The following is a 14,464-nucleotide window of genomic DNA, read 5'->3' as shown; positions in this document are numbered from 1 at the left end:
TCTTTCCAATAATATTGAATTATCATTACAAAAACTTAAATTTGTAAAACTTTTCTCCGATGTACAAACGCATTATTCGCCCGATTCTTTTCAAATTTGATCCCGAAGAAGTTCATCACTTTACCTTTTCTATTCTGAAGAATTTCGGATTTATAACCAAATTATTTTTACCAAAACCAATTGAAGACAAACGTCTGGAACGAGAAGTTTTCGGGCTTAAATTTAAAAACCCTGTCGGTCTCGCTGCGGGTTTTGATAAGGATGCAAAACTTTTCAATGAGCTTTCTGACCTTGGATTTGGATTCATAGAAATAGGAACTTTGACACCAAAACCTCAAGCCGGAAATGATAAAAAACGATTATTCAGACTAAAAGAAGATTCTGCGATTATTAACAGAATGGGTTTTAACAACGGCGGCGTTGACGAAGCTGTTGAAAGATTAAAGAAAAATAAAAATGTTCTCATCGGCGGAAACATCGGAAAAAACAAAGTCACGCCAAACGAAGAAGCGGTAAACGATTACAAAATCTGCTTCGAGAAATTATTTCCCTACGTAGATTATTTTGTGGTCAATGTCAGTTCGCCAAACACACCAAATCTTCGCGAACTTCAGGACAAAAAACCTTTGACGGAATTGCTGTCAACACTTCAAAATCTCAATCTCGAAAAGCCAAAACAAAAGCCCATTCTTCTTAAAATTGCACCGGATTTGACAGATGAACAGCTGTTGGATATTATTGATATCATTAAAGAAACTCAAATCGCTGGTGTGATCGCAACGAACACAACTTTGTCACGAGAAAATTTAATCTCAGAAAACAAAACCGAAACCGGCGGACTTTCCGGAAAACCATTGACAAAACGTTCCACGGAAGTTATCAGATTTTTGTCTGAAAAAAGTGGCAAAGCATTCCCAATCATCGGTGTTGGCGGAATTCATTCAGCGCAGGATGCGATTGAAAAACTGGAAGCTGGCGCGAGTCTTGTTCAGCTATACACAGGATTCATCTACGAAGGTCCGGAATTGATTAACGAAATCAATCAGGCAATTCTCGAAAAAATATAAGAATGGAATTAATCACACTCAAGATTTTCAACACAGAAATAGAAGCAGAAATGCTTAGGATTTTCTTAGAAACAAACGAAGTTGAAGCTTTTGTCTTCGGAAATGTCTTAGCGAATACTTACAACTTGTTCAACACAACAAGCGGCGGTGTTCAGCTGAAAGTCTCAGAAAATGACTTTGAAAAGGCGAATAATTTGATGACTGAATTTTATAATAAAGACAATTAATAGAAAACCTCGCCAAATCTGACGAGGTTTCTTATTGATATTTCTAAAATTTTTAAAACTTAATATCCACACCAATATAAAAATTCTGTTTCATCACTGGTGCATATACCATTCCGCCATCAAAGTAATTTCCAAAAGGATTTCCTGCATCGAAAATCGCAACTTTTTGCTGATATCCGGTTAAGTTTTCTCCTCCAAAATAAACTCTGATTTTCTCAGAGAAATTCCTTGAAATCTGAGCATTCAAAGTAGAATAGCTCGGCGAATAATCTCCAATCTGAAACTCTCCAGGATTGTATTTTGTGTTTGGAAGTCTTTGTTTTCCAACTAAATTTAAAGTCGTATCGAAGCTCCAGAATCTGCCTTTTTCAGTTTTATTGGTTGAATAAGCCAGGTTCGCAAATCCACGATGTTTCGCCATAAATGGTACTTTTTTCAGTCCACTCAAGTAATCCAAAGCCACGTCGTAATATTTATAAGCCACTCGAAATTCCAGATTTTTCAAAGGCTGAAAATCCCATTGTGTCTGGAAACTGTTCGCAAAAGATTTTCCTTCAAGGTTATAGAATAAAATTTTCTGCGCAGACTCATCCAAATCTGTAACAACCTGATCTTGAAAATTCGTTCTGAAAAAATCTGCCAGCAAGGTTGATTTTCTTCCAAATAATTTAAATTCCTGCTGAATACTTACGCCATAATTCCAAGCGATTTCAGGTTTCAAACCATAGATTTCTCCGCCATTATTGATAATTTGGATTTGTCGGTTGGATGCAAAATAAGCCTGATTTTCTGCAAAGATATTCGCAGTTCGGAAACCTCTTCCGGCAGAAATTCTGAAAATCGTTGTTGGCGTCAAATCATATTTGAAATTCATTCTCGGCGTAAACTGCGTTCCTGCAAGATTGTGAAAATCTACACGAGCGCCCGTTACCAAAGTGAATTTTTCGCCTGTCAAAGTGTATTCTGCAAACAATCCCGGAACAGTTTCGGTTCTTTTGTAATTGTCCAAAAGATAATCTTCATTGTATTTATCATATAAGAAACTAGCTCCAATTTTATATTTGTTATTAGTATTTCCGATAATGCTTTCGAAAATTAAATTAGAATAATAAGACGTTTCCTTCCCGAAATAATTTCTCAATCCAAAAAAGCTATCTTGCTGATGATAAGTCAGTTGATTCATCCAGCCCAAACTCTGATAAGGTTTTCCTTTGAAAACATAACCCGTTTTATTCCATAATTGAAACCTCGAAATATCAATCCCAACACCATAAAGCGATTGGTCTTTCTGAGGAATTCTTTTGTTAAATCCTATTTGACCGGCCGTCCTCTCATCTTTCAGAAAATTAATCCCAAAATGCGAACCGAATCCAGAGTCTTCCAAGTCATTGTAATTCAATAAATATGCTACATTTAACTGACTTCCTTTTGGCCTGTCCAGGAATCCGTCATCGTTCATATCGGTATCACCAAAAGTTCCGTTTCCGTGTAACAAAACACTTTGTGTCCATTTGTCAGATATTGGTGAATTACTGGTTACATTGGCTTCAACTCGTCCGTTGTTGTCAGAGAACAAATTGATTTCTGTCTCAGTTTTTTTAGCGCTGTCTTTGGTTTTCAAAAGTTCGGTATTAATTTGTCCCGTGATACTTTCGTAACCATTTACAACGGTGCTTCCGCCTTTTGTAAGCTGGATGCCACCAATCCATTTTCCTGGAATGAAATTCAGTCCGTAAGCCGAAGCCAAACCTCGGATTTCCGGCAATTGTTCCTTAGTCAGAAGTGTATATTTCTGGTCAAGACCGAGCATTTTCAACTGTTTAGTTCCAGTAACTGCATTACTGAATGAAACATCAACAGTGGCATTGGTTTCAAAACTTTCTGAGAGATTACAACAAGCGGCTTTCAGTAATTCTTTGGAACTGATATTAAAAATCAATCCAGCTTCTTTTTTACTTATTGAGGTTGCTTCTTTTTCTCTCGTCAATTTTACTCCTTCGATTTGTTTTGCATCAGATTCTGCATCGTGTTGAGCAGTGTCATTGGGTTTTTCAAAATCAGAACCTCTACTGTACAGACAACATGCTGGCAAAGCTTTGTAAGCATCTTCCGACGCTTTGAATTTCTCATTATCGTGACCAGCTTCTGCAACTTGTTTTAGAATTGTGTCGCAAGTGACTTTCGATTCGTCTAAAACCATTGTCAAAGTTTGGTTTTCTGCAGTCCAGTTTGCAGAAGTTGCTCCAGCTTTCAAGGCTGCTTTTTCTATTCTTGCTTTGCATTGTCCACAATTTCCCTTTACCAAAAACTGTTCTGTAACAGCTTGCGCAAAGGAAAAAAAAGACGTTAGCAACAGCATAAAAAACATAAGTTTTCTACTTAAATTGTTCATCGTCAAAAATTTAAGTTAATTACTTAAGTTCGCAAACTTGTTTGGTGTCGCTGTTTTTCGCCATCTTTTTGCTGTTGTCAGGACGGTCGTACTGGCAGCAAGAATCCAAATCATCATAGACTTTGTCGGAAGCACGGAACATTTCGTTGTCGTGACCAACTTCTGCTACGCTTTTTAGGATGGTTTTTTTGTCTGTTTTGGAAGCGTCATAACTTACCGTAAGAACTTTTTTGCTCATACTCCAGTCGGCTGATTTAACGTTTTTGTCAGCTTTAACCGCTGTTTCGATGCGTTCTTTGCACATTCCACAATTGCCTTCTACTTTAGCTTTGAAGGTTTTGGTTTGCGCAGAAAAATTTGAAAATAGAAATATAGAAAGGAATAAAATTCCTGATTTTATGATTGTATTCATTTTGATTAATTTTAATTTGTTTAATGATAAAGCCTTTGCAAAAATCATCGACCGAATTGTCAGTCTGAGGCTCTCGAAGACTCTATAAAGATAAAATTCAATAAAAATTAACCAAGTTTCGGCGGCTGCCAAATGTTAAAAGACCTTGTTAAAGTCGATTGGGAATAATAAGAATATTGATTGTTGATTTCGAAAACCGGTGTTTTCAGTTTGTTGTAGAAGTCATTCAAAACAACAGAAAAAACGAATCCCGAACTGCAGGTTTTGCAAGTGGTGCAATTGTCTTTACAGTCTTTTTCTTTTTTAGTGTCGTGATGACAGGAATCTGATTTTTTCTCTTCTTTTTTACAACAATCAGAACTTTGAGCCTTCGCTTTACAGCAAGAAGTCTGGGCAACTTGAACATCGAAATTCTGCTTTGGAAATACAAAAATCCCCAAACAGAAAATCATCATCAAAAGTTGCAGTTTTCTCAACATCACTTTGCAAAATTAAGAAATAAAAAATATCTAATCGCAAAGGCTCAAATATTTTCCTTTAACAATGATAAAAGTCGCAAATTAAACTTTGCAACTTTTTAAACAATTGAGATTAAATCTCTTGCGACTTTGCGATAAAATTCTATTTTTCCACATTAGTTTTTACAATAGGTTTTCTCCTTCTCCAAAAATAAAACACTAATCCACCAAGCAAAACAATTGGCCAGATAGAAATCAGCAAAACAAAAATCTGCTGAATCAAATAAAAGCCTTCAACAAAAGCATTTTTCACATCAAAGAAGAAATTGTATTTGAACTCATTATCAATATTTTTGGTGTTGACAATTGGGATTTTCGCGACACTAGTTTTTGGTTCTTTGATGAAAATATCAACGGTTGAAAACTTAAGATTATCAGCAAGAATCTCGTCGGAATATTTTTGGACATTTGCTTCGGACATATTGTTGTCGTCAAGATTTACTTTGTCTTTTCCGGCTTTCAGCTGAGAAATATTGGCTTTTGTTTTTGCCTGTCTTTCAGACTCCAGTTTTGCCAATCGGATTCCGGCAGAAACATCTTCTGCAGAGATAATTCTGGAATTGAGGAACACTTTTTTATCATTAATGAAATCCAAAAATTCACCCAATTTCTCGGTCGGAACTCTCACTTGCATTCTATTCTGATTCTGAAATTTCCTAATCAATATCGATGATTCATCGGAAGTATTATAAGTGTTTTCCGACAAAGTATGAGCTTCCATTCGGCTATTGGTGACGAAACCACCGATTGTCTTCAAATGTTTTTCGATTGATATTGTCGCGCCATAAACATCCTTCACTTCCATATCCACTTCCGCTGTTCTTACAAATTGGCGGTCTTTTAAATTTTGTGTTGCAGCCATAGAAATGCTGTCGGAAATAACAGTTGCACTATCAGTTACATAGTCTGCAGTTGCATAGGCAGATTCTACCTTTTCGTTTTTTTTGCAAGCAACCAAAGTCATTGCAATCAGGCTGATTGATAAGATTTTCGTTTTCATATTGAATTATTTTTTTGAGGTTAATATTTCAAAATTGATAATTATGATGAAAGTAATTCTGCAAATCAATCCGAAAGTAATTGTAAACTAATCTTCTGTTCAAAATATTGATAATGAGTATTTTGTAAAATAGATTTTTAAAGAAACTATCGCATTTAAGGAATTGTGAAAGCTTTTTAGGAATATTAATTGCATTCAACAGGAAAATAAATCCAATGAACAGCACGATTTCCAAAATCAAAGGAATTTTCAACCTTCTCAGACATATCGATATAGATCAAATTTCCAAAATATCTGAAAAAGTTGATCTTCCAAAACTGATGAATCAGTTCTCAAAACTGGACGAAAATCAACTTAACAGTCTGACAAAAATGCTAAATTCTTCCGGGAAAAAAAGAGAATTACCACCAATCAACGGCGATTTTTATGAACTGCATTTGAAACTGACAGATGAACAAAGAGCCATTCAGCTGAAAGTCCGCGAGTTTATGGAAAAAGAAGCAAAACCTTTGGTCAACGATTATTGGCTTCACGACGATTTCCCACACGAACTCATCCCAAAATTCAAAAAACTGAATCTCTGTGGCGTCACTTACGAAGGTTACGGTTGCCCGAATTTGCCATTCTTAATGGAAGGCGTTATCGCAATGGAAATAGCCAGAGTTGATGCTTCTTTAGCGACATTTTTTGGTGTTCAGTCCGGCTTATCGATGGGTTCAATTTACATATGCGGATCCGAAGAGCAGAAACAAAAATACCTTCCCGGAATGCAGCAATTCGATTTGATTGGCGCATTTGGGCTAACCGAACCCGAAGTTGGCTCCGGAGCAGCCGGCGGATTGACCACAACCTGTAAAAAAGTAGAAGGCGGCTGGATTCTGAATGGACAAAAAAAATGGATTGGAAATGCCACATTTGCTGATGTAATTATCATTTGGGCACGAGATTTAGATGATAATCAAGTAAAAGGTTTCATTGTAGAAAAAGGTACGCCAGGATTTTCGGTTGAAAAAATCAGAGGGAAAATGGCACTCAGAATTGTGCAAAACGGATTGATAACAATGACAGATTGTTTCCTTGCAGATTCTCAGAAAATGGAACATGCTAATAGTTTTAAAGATACTGCAAAAGTTCTCCAAATGACGAGAGCCGGCGTTGCGTGGATGGCAACAGGCTGCGCTAGAGGAGCTTATGAAAGTGCATTGGATTATACCAGAAATCGCAAACAATTTGGGAAACCCATTGCTTCTTTCCAGTTGATCCAAGGACATTTGGTTGAAATGTTATCGAATCTTACTGCGATGCAAACCCTAGTTTTCAGACTTTCGGAAATGCAGGATCAAGGTATTCTCAAAGACGAACACGCTTCACTAGCAAAAGTATTTTGTAGTCTGAGAACTAGAGATGTTGTAGCACAGGCAAGAGAAGTGATGGGCGGAAACGGAATTCTTCTGGAACACGATGTTGCAAGATTTGTAGCTGATGCAGAAGCGATATATTCTTACGAAGGGACCAAAGAAATCAATTCATTGATTGTCGGGCGTTCAATAACCGGAATGAGTGCTTTTGTATAAATTAAAATAACCTATGCTAATGGAATTTAGTTCTATATTTCGTAAATTTACAAAAATCAAAAAAACAGATGAAAAATTTATTTATATTAACATTTATGACATTCTTTCTACAGCATTGTGCGCAGAAAAAAGTTGATTTAACAAAACAACCACAACAAAAAACAATGGAAGATAACACACACAAAAACAATCCTTATTACTCAAGAACCGATAAAACAAAACTGAACGTTTCCAACGAAGAATGGAAAAAAATCCTTCCGGCAGAAGTCTACGCCATCTCAAGAGAAGCCAATACAGAATATCCTTTTACCGGAAAATACAATGAATTTGATGAACTTGGAGAGTATTACTGCGCCGTTTGTGGCAATCATTTGTTTCGTTCAAGCTCCAAATTTGCGAGCACTTGCGGCTGGCCAAGTTTCTACGAAGCTGACAAAGAAGGTGTGATTTACAAACGAGATTCCTCTCACGGAATGGAAAGAATTGAGGTGCTTTGCAAACGCTGCGATTCTCATTTGGGACACGTTTTCAATGACGGTCCGCCACCAACAGGAACCAGATTCTGTATGAACTCTGTTAGTCTGGATTTCCAGAGAGATAAGGAGTAAAATGAATATATCTACAGAAATTACTGAAGCAATCAAAAATGAAAAATTCCAAGAATATATTTCTGATATTACTGAAGTTTATTTAGATAGTTTTCTTGATGATGGAATTATTAAAGATATTCCAATATTAGGTTTACTTTTGAAAACCAAAAATATTTTTGGAACAATTCAAGAAAAACTTTTTACTAAAAAATTATATTCATTTCTAAAACAACTCGAAAATACGTCTGCGCATAAACGTATTACCCAAATCGAAAAAATTGATAATGATATTAATTATAGAACTAAAGTGGGAGAGAAGATTTTATATCTATTGGATAGTGCAGAAGACGCAGAAAAATCTGAATATATTGGTTTAATTTTTAAAGAGTTTTTACAAGAAGTAATCTCTTATGATGATTTTTTAAGATGTGTAAATTGCATAAACAAAATTAATATTATAGATTTAAAATTGTTTATAAATAATGGATATTCTCGTTCTGAGAACATTTCAGATGCTTATCTAAATGCAGGCTTAATCACATTTAAATTTTTAAAGCCAGAAAAAGATGATAGAATGGTTTTGCGTGGAGATTATAAAATTAATTTCAAAACGTCAGAAATTGGCAATTTAATTATAAAACTATTTAAAAATAAGGAATTTTCATATCTTTAAATTCAATTCCGCAATTATTCGGGATTTTTCTTTTATCAGATTTTTATACTTTAATTTTGTTCTTTAAATCTTAATAAAAATTGAAAACAATATTCATCACCGGCTCAACTTCCGGAATCGGGAAAGCCACCGCAATTCTATTAGCAAAACAAAAAAACAGACTCATTCTCTGCGGAAGAAATAAAACCGTTTTACAAGAACTTAAAACCGAATTATCAAAAGAAACAGAAGTATTCACCTTAAGATTTGATGTCAGAAATTCGGATGAGGTTTTTGAAGCCATCAATTCACTCCCAGAAGATTGGAAAAACATTGATGTTTTGATTAACAATGCCGGAAATGCTCACGGACTGGACTCAATAGCAGACGGAAATCTCGACGACTGGAATGCAATGATGGACGGAAATGTGAAAGGTTTACTTTATGTTTCTAAGCCTATCATTAAATTAATGAAAGAAAAACAAAACGGTCAAATTATCAATATCAGTTCGGTTGCAGCAAGACAGACTTATGCCAATGGCGTGGTTTATTGTGCTTCAAAAAGAGCTGTTGATGTTATTTCCGAAGGGATGAGGCTTGAACTCACAGAATTCGGAATCCGGGTGACGAATATCCAGCCTGGAGCCGTAGAAACCGATTTTTCAAAGGTGCGTTTCAAAGGTGATGATGAAAGGGCAGCGACTGTTTATGCAGGTTACGAGCCATTGATTGCGGAAGATATTGCGGATGCGATTGCTTACTGCATCAATGTTCCGGAACGTGTTTCGGTTGCAGAATTTACGATTTATCCGAAAGCGCAGGCAGAACCGAGAACGATTTACAGGAAATGATGAAATCGGTTTTAGGTCTTATATTTCTTGTTTGTTTTGTTTTCGGATTTTCTCAGAAAAATTCTAAGCAGGAAAAAGCATTATTGTTACAAGTTTCAAAGCTTGATTCTCTGATGCAGAACAATGATTCCAAAATACTGGAATTGTTTTCAGCTGATGTTTCGTTTGGACATTCCAATGGCTGGGTTCAGAATTATCAGGATTTTAAAACCGATTTCGAGTCCGGAAAAGTGAAATACCAATCCGTCAATCAAACCGAATTGAAAGAACTTAAAATCAAAAATAATTTCGCCAATATCAGAAGAATCGTCGCAGTAAAAGGACTTTACAAAAATGAGCTCTTCGAAATGAAACTTTCCGTCCTGGAATTCTGGATCAAGCAAAAAGGAATGTGGAAATTGTGGAGCCGGCAGAGTGTGACATTGAAATCGTAAAACTCTAAATTATTACATTTGCAAAATGAAAATCCTCCACATAGAAACCTCTTCCAAAAACTGTTCTGTTGCCATTTCTGATGGTGAAGAAATGCTTTGTCTCTGCGAAGAGGTTTCCGATAATTACAAACAATCCGAAAGTCTTCATTCTTTTGTAGAATGGGCTTTGGAAGGTGCAGAGATTTCTTTGAAAGATTTGGATGCGATTTCGCTTGGCAAAGGTCCTGGTTCTTACACTGGTCTTAGAATTGGTGCGGCTTCTGCAAAAGGTTTTTGCTATGGTTTGAAACTTCCTCTGATTGCTATAAATTCCTTGGATTCTATGGTTGAGGAATTTGTAAATCAAGGATTTGAATTTATTATTCCTTTGATTGATGCCAGAAGAATGGAAGTTTATACCGCACTTTTCGATGGAACTTCCGGCGAAATGATTAAAGAAACCGAAGCTAAAATTCTGGATGAAAATTCATTCTCGGAGTTTGCTGATAAGAAAGTGCTTTTCATTGGTGATGGTGCGAAGAAAGCTGAGGAAATTCTGAATCTTCCAAATGCAGAATTTAAATCCGATATTTATCCATCCGCAAAAGGATTGATTAAAAGTTCCGTCGAGAAATTCAATAAGAAACAATTTGAAGACACCGCTTATTTTGAACCGTTTTATCTCAAGGATTTTCAGGGCATTAAAAAAGCTGACCGCATAAAAAAATCCTGAATTAATCAGGATTTTAAATTTATTTCTTAGAAACCTTATACAACTTCCCGCTGTCAGTAATGCCATAAAGATTTCCATCCATTCCATTCAAAACATCCCGGAATCTTTCTTTCTGGTCAAGCAGTAATCGCTCTTCACCTACCACTTTATTGTCTTTTATCACGATTCTGTTTATGTGTTCTCCACTTAGACAGCCTATAAAAAGATTATTTTTCCATTCTTCAATATTTCCGGTGTAGAAAGTAGCGCCGCTTGGCGAAACCACTGGGTCCCAATAGTAAACTGGTTGTTCTGTTCCGGCTTTCTGTGTCGTTCCGTTGTTGATTTTTTCGCCGGTATATTCAATTCCGTAAGTCACATCGCCCCAGCCATAATTTTTTCCAGCCTGGATCAGGTTGATTTCATCGCCGCCTCTTGGACCCATTTCGATATCCCAAAGCTGTCCTTTCTCATCAAGAGCCATACCTTGAGGGTTTCGGATTCCGTAAGCATAGATTTCGGGTTTGTAACCATCTTTTCCGATGAATGGATTTCCTGGAGCGGGTTTTCCGTCTTTGGTGATTTTTAAAATTTTGCCTAAATAATTATCTGTTTTCTGGGCATAGATTCTGGTTTGCTTATCGGACCTTTCCCCGGTGCTCACGAAAAGATTTCCGTCCTTGTCAAAAGCTAAACGGCTTCCGTAATGTTTGTCACCGTCATAAGTAGGCGTGGCGCGGAAAATTACGGTAACATCAGAAATATTTTTAAGATCTGATGACAGCTTTCCTTTTCCAACTGCAGTATGATTCCCATCCGCATAAGGTTCTGAAAAACTGAAGTAAATGATGCTATTTGTTTTAAAATCCGGGTCCAAAGCTATATCCAGCAGTCCGCCCTGACCTTTGCTGTCAACTTTTGGGAAACCATTGATTTTGAAAACCTGTTTTCCATCTGCAGAAACAACATTGGCAAATCCCGATTTCTCAGTAATAAGGAATCTCCCGTCTGGCAAATTAATGATTCCCCAGGGTTTACCTAGAGAAGTATTGATAACCTCAACATTGTAAGGTGTTGCTGTTTTTACAGGTGTAATTCTGGTTTGCCCGGCAAATGCAGGTTTGTAATTAGTATTGGCTTTTTCTTCTTTTGCGGTCGGCTCGCTTGGTTTTCCTTTTCCTTGGCAAGAATATAAAACCGCAAATGAAGAAAAAAGAATTGGTAATGTGGATTTTAGCATAACTTTTATTTTTTGAAGTCAATGAAAAAATAATGCCAGCGAATATTTTTAGTTTGATATTAAAACGAAGGTGCCGAATATAAAAAGTCAATATTTTTAAATAAGCCCCGTTTATTATGGGGGTTTGTGTTTAAATTTGTTGTAAATTACATTAAAAGGTGTGATTTATTCAATAGTTAACTGAAAAAATTATATTTTTGGTTAAAATTTGACTAATGAATATGAGAATCAAGAAAATAAGCGTCCTTTTCTTTTTAGGAGCAAGCGCATTTTATTTTGCTCAATCTACAACAGATACTCTTTCTAAAGAGACTGCCGTAGATGAGGTAATTTTAACAGGAACCCGAAATAAAAAAAGAACAGTTACCAATACAGCTGTCCCGGTGGATGTTATCGACGTGAAACAAATAAGTCAATCGACAGGACAGGTAGATGTAAACCAGCTTTTGCAGTTTGCAGCGCCTTCTTTTAACTCTAATAAGCAGTCAGGTTCCGATGGTGCGGATGCTGTTGACCCTGCAACTTTGAGAGGTTTGGGTCCTGATCAGACATTATTATTGTTAAATGGAAAAAGATACCACCAGTCATCATTAGTCAATATATTTGGAACCAGAGGCCGTGGAAATACGGGTTCTGATCTGAATACAATTCCAGTTGCTGCGATAAAACGTGTAGAGATTTTAAGAGATGGCGCTTCTGCTCAATATGGTTCTGATGCTATTGCGGGCGTAATCAACGTAGTTCTGAATGACAGGAATCACGGGTTTGAAGGCAGTGCTTTTTATGGTGGAAACCTGTTTAAAAGTCCGGGAGATAATGATGTGGTTTCGGATAAAAAGTTAGACGGTAATACATTTGATTTTAGTGGAAACTTTGGAACAAAAATTGGAAACAAAGGTGGTTTTGGAAACTTTACGCTGGAACTTATCAATAAAGATTATGCGATCAGAAATGCAAATCCGAATAAATATGACGCACCGAGACAAAGATTTGGTGATGCAAAATCGAATAATGTCTATTTCTTTGGGAATATAGAAGTTCCATTAACGGATGGATTAAAGTTTTATTCTCAACCCGGATTTTCCTACCGCAATACCCATGCTTATGCCTGGACAAGATCCGCAGACGCAGATGGGAATATCCCTGAAATTTATCCAGACGGATTCAATCCGGTTCAGAATACAAAAATTTCTGATTTTACATTTGATAATGGTCTGAAATTCAAGCTTGGAGATTGGGATTTTGATTTCTATAATGCTTTTGGAAACAACAGATTCATTTATCAGATCGACAATACAATCAACGCAACACTGGGCGTGAATTCGCCTACAAGTTTTAATGCCGGCGGACATTCGCTTTCACAAAATGTAACTGGACTTAGTACAACCAAAGCGTTCGATTTGTTGGAAGGATTTAATCTTGCACTCGGAACAGAATTCCGATACGAGAAATTCAATATTATCAAAGGAGAAGAAAGTTCGTATGCTATGTACGATGTTAATGGGAATGTGGTTACGGCCAATACAAATCCGGATTTGCTGGTTATTAATCCACTGACAGGCGATATAAGGCCAGGCGGATCTCAGGGATTTCCGGGATATTCTCAACAAGTGGGGAAAAGCAGAAATAATTTTGCCGCTTATGTGGATACAGAATTGGATATCACAAAGAAATGGATGGTAAGCGCAGCCGGAAGATTTGAAAATTACAGTGATTTTGGAAGCACGATGAATGGAAAATTCGCTACCAGATATGCTATTACGCCGGAATTTGCACTTAGAGGTTCCGTTTCTACAGGCTTCCGTGCGCCTTCTTTGGTTCAGAAATATTACAGCTTGCAGTTTACCAACTTTCAGGGAGGAGATCTGGTTACGATTCAGTTAGCTTCTAATGACAGCGAGTTGGCACAAAAAGCGCATATTGCCCAGCTAAAACAAGAGACTTCTCTCAACGGAAGTGCCGGATTTACTTTCAACACAGGAAAATTCACGGCAACAGTGGATGGATATTATATACAAGTAAAAGACAGAATCGTTTTGACAGGAACTTTTGATCAGAGTGATGATGCTATCGGAGGAATCCTTGCCGATCTGAAAGTGGATCAGGCGCAGTTTTTCAGTAATGCTGTGGACACAAAATCCAGAGGTGTAGATGTGATTTTGACTTATACTACAGATTTAGGTTTCGGAAAACTGGCAGCAACTCTGGCAGGAAATTATAATGAAATGGAAATTACCGCTGTCCATACGCCAGCTGAATTAGCCGGAAAAGAAGATGTTTTTCTGAGTGCGAGAGAACGAGCTTTCATTTTGGCCTCGGCTCCGAAAACTAAAGTTAATCTGAATCTGAATTATAAAATCCAGAAATTCAATGCAAATCTGCAATTGGTAAGATTTGACAAAGTGACTTTGGTTGGATACAACGGTCCAGATGATTATCAAATATATACCCCAAGAGTCACTACGGATTTTTCTGTCGGTTATGACTTTACTAAGAATTTATCCTGGACAATTGGTGGTAAAAATGTCTTCAACAGATATTCTACACTGCAATATGCCTCTGTTTCTGAAGGTAATACCGAATCAGGCGGAATCTTTGATCCGGTTCAGATGGGTTTCTCCGGAAGACAGATCTTCACAAGAGTGAATTTTAAATTTTAACCATAACTAACTATTTTTTATTAAGAGGATTCAATTGTTTTGGATCCTTTTTTTATTAGCTAATAAATGATAGAACGGATATAATACTGTATAACAGTAATCTGTGTAAGTTGATCTGTATATCTTTTTAGTCTATTTGTACTAGATGAAAGTTGA

Annotated in this window: 14 protein-coding genes; 9 read left to right on the top strand and 5 right to left on the bottom strand. The window is 36.6% G+C overall.

Annotated elements, in window-relative coordinates; translation table 11 throughout:
• The first annotated feature begins 59 nt into the window (after positions 1–59).
• Together ACFJGY_RS01760 and ACFJGY_RS01755 are read left to right on the top strand one after the other, a co-directional pair.
• Positions 60–1,067, top strand: coding sequence for a quinone-dependent dihydroorotate dehydrogenase (locus ACFJGY_RS01760; RefSeq protein ID WP_379967424.1), 1,008 nt, complete (start codon positions 60–62; stop codon positions 1,065–1,067).
• Between the two features lie 2 nt (positions 1,068–1,069).
• The gene (locus tag ACFJGY_RS01755) at positions 1,070–1,294 is read left to right on the top strand and encodes a putative signal transducing protein (RefSeq protein ID WP_379967421.1); all 225 of its coding nucleotides are present in this window, start codon (positions 1,070–1,072) and stop codon (positions 1,292–1,294) included.
• 52 nt (positions 1,295–1,346) lie between these two features.
• Here ACFJGY_RS01755 and ACFJGY_RS01750 read toward each other — a convergent pair whose 3' ends face one another.
• From ACFJGY_RS01750 to ACFJGY_RS01735, 4 genes are all read right to left on the bottom strand, one after another.
• On the bottom strand, positions 1,347–3,686 hold the full coding sequence (locus tag ACFJGY_RS01750) for a TonB-dependent receptor domain-containing protein (protein WP_379967418.1): 2,340 nt from the start codon (positions 3,684–3,686) through the stop codon (positions 1,347–1,349).
• Positions 3,687–3,705: 19 nt separating this feature from the next.
• On the bottom strand, positions 3,706–4,098 hold the full coding sequence (locus ACFJGY_RS01745; RefSeq protein ID WP_379967415.1) for a heavy-metal-associated domain-containing protein: 393 nt from the start codon (positions 4,096–4,098) through the stop codon (positions 3,706–3,708).
• A 107-nt stretch (positions 4,099–4,205) separates the two neighbouring features.
• Positions 4,206–4,580, bottom strand: a complete 375-nt coding sequence (locus ACFJGY_RS01740; RefSeq protein ID WP_379967412.1) for a hypothetical protein — start codon at positions 4,578–4,580, stop codon at positions 4,206–4,208.
• Between the two features lie 139 nt (positions 4,581–4,719).
• The gene (locus tag ACFJGY_RS01735) at positions 4,720–5,616 is read right to left on the bottom strand and encodes a DUF4349 domain-containing protein (protein WP_379967409.1); all 897 of its coding nucleotides are present in this window, start codon (positions 5,614–5,616) and stop codon (positions 4,720–4,722) included.
• 215 nt (positions 5,617–5,831) lie between these two features.
• Between ACFJGY_RS01735 and ACFJGY_RS01730 the strand changes: the two genes are divergently transcribed.
• The 6 genes from ACFJGY_RS01730 to tsaB all read left to right on the top strand — a co-directional run bounded on the left by ACFJGY_RS01730 (position 5,832) and on the right by tsaB (position 10,429).
• Positions 5,832–7,190: an acyl-CoA dehydrogenase family protein gene (locus ACFJGY_RS01730; RefSeq protein ID WP_379967406.1), complete on the top strand. Its 1,359-nt coding sequence runs from the start codon at positions 5,832–5,834 to the stop codon at positions 7,188–7,190.
• Between the two features lie 68 nt (positions 7,191–7,258).
• On the top strand, positions 7,259–7,798 hold the full coding sequence (gene msrB / locus ACFJGY_RS01725; RefSeq protein WP_379967402.1) for a peptide-methionine (R)-S-oxide reductase MsrB: 540 nt from the start codon (positions 7,259–7,261) through the stop codon (positions 7,796–7,798).
• Between the two features lies 1 nt (position 7,799).
• The gene (locus ACFJGY_RS01720) at positions 7,800–8,453 is read left to right on the top strand and encodes a hypothetical protein (protein ID WP_379967399.1); all 654 of its coding nucleotides are present in this window, start codon (positions 7,800–7,802) and stop codon (positions 8,451–8,453) included.
• Between the two features lie 80 nt (positions 8,454–8,533).
• Positions 8,534–9,283: an SDR family NAD(P)-dependent oxidoreductase gene (locus ACFJGY_RS01715; protein WP_379967396.1), complete on the top strand. Its 750-nt coding sequence runs from the start codon at positions 8,534–8,536 to the stop codon at positions 9,281–9,283.
• Complete coding sequence (locus ACFJGY_RS01710; RefSeq protein WP_379967393.1) at positions 9,280–9,717, top strand: nuclear transport factor 2 family protein; 438 nt, start codon at positions 9,280–9,282, stop codon at positions 9,715–9,717. Before ACFJGY_RS01715 ends, ACFJGY_RS01710 begins: the two co-directional genes overlap by 4 nt.
• 25 nt (positions 9,718–9,742) lie before the next feature.
• A complete protein-coding gene (gene tsaB, locus ACFJGY_RS01705) occupies positions 9,743–10,429 on the top strand; it encodes a tRNA (adenosine(37)-N6)-threonylcarbamoyltransferase complex dimerization subunit type 1 TsaB (RefSeq protein ID WP_379967390.1) in 687 nt (228 codons plus the stop codon).
• 19 nt (positions 10,430–10,448) lie between these two features.
• Here tsaB and ACFJGY_RS01700 read toward each other — a convergent pair whose 3' ends face one another.
• Positions 10,449–11,648, bottom strand: coding sequence for a PQQ-dependent sugar dehydrogenase (locus tag ACFJGY_RS01700; protein WP_379967387.1), 1,200 nt, complete (start codon positions 11,646–11,648; stop codon positions 10,449–10,451).
• Between the two features lie 215 nt (positions 11,649–11,863).
• On the opposite strand from ACFJGY_RS01700, the gene ACFJGY_RS01695 reads away from it, so the two are divergent.
• Complete coding sequence (locus ACFJGY_RS01695; protein ID WP_379967384.1) at positions 11,864–14,308, top strand: TonB-dependent receptor plug domain-containing protein; 2,445 nt, start codon at positions 11,864–11,866, stop codon at positions 14,306–14,308.
• Positions 14,309–14,464 lie beyond the last annotated feature (156 nt).

The sequence above is a fragment of the Epilithonimonas sp. UC225_85 genome (assembly GCF_042695135.1).
Taxonomy (GTDB): Bacteria; Bacteroidota; Bacteroidia; order Flavobacteriales; family Weeksellaceae; genus Epilithonimonas.
Note: the sequence above shows the minus strand (reverse complement) of the source record. Positions and strands in the feature narration are given on the sequence as shown.

Bases quoted from the DNA above. Each gene is read 5' to 3' on its own strand.
- ACFJGY_RS01760 (WP_379967424.1), top strand. From the start codon at position 60: ATGTACAAACGCATTATTCGCCCGATTCTTTTCAAATTTGATCCCGAA.
- ACFJGY_RS01755 (WP_379967421.1), top strand. From the start codon at position 1,070: ATGGAATTAATCACACTCAAGATTTTCAACACAGAAATAGAAGCAGAA.
- ACFJGY_RS01750 (WP_379967418.1), bottom strand. From the start codon at position 3,686: ATGAACAATTTAAGTAGAAAACTTATGTTTTTTATGCTGTTGCTAACG.
- ACFJGY_RS01745 (WP_379967415.1), bottom strand. From the start codon at position 4,098: ATGAATACAATCATAAAATCAGGAATTTTATTCCTTTCTATATTTCTA.
- ACFJGY_RS01735 (WP_379967409.1), bottom strand. From the start codon at position 5,616: ATGAAAACGAAAATCTTATCAATCAGCCTGATTGCAATGACTTTGGTT.
- ACFJGY_RS01730 (WP_379967406.1), top strand. From the start codon at position 5,832: ATGAACAGCACGATTTCCAAAATCAAAGGAATTTTCAACCTTCTCAGA.
- msrB (WP_379967402.1), top strand. From the start codon at position 7,259: ATGAAAAATTTATTTATATTAACATTTATGACATTCTTTCTACAGCAT.
- ACFJGY_RS01720 (WP_379967399.1), top strand. From the start codon at position 7,800: ATGAATATATCTACAGAAATTACTGAAGCAATCAAAAATGAAAAATTC.
- ACFJGY_RS01710 (WP_379967393.1), top strand. From the start codon at position 9,280: ATGATGAAATCGGTTTTAGGTCTTATATTTCTTGTTTGTTTTGTTTTC.
- tsaB (WP_379967390.1), top strand. From the start codon at position 9,743: ATGAAAATCCTCCACATAGAAACCTCTTCCAAAAACTGTTCTGTTGCC.
- ACFJGY_RS01700 (WP_379967387.1), bottom strand. From the start codon at position 11,648: ATGCTAAAATCCACATTACCAATTCTTTTTTCTTCATTTGCGGTTTTA.
- ACFJGY_RS01695 (WP_379967384.1), top strand. From the start codon at position 11,864: ATGAATATGAGAATCAAGAAAATAAGCGTCCTTTTCTTTTTAGGAGCA.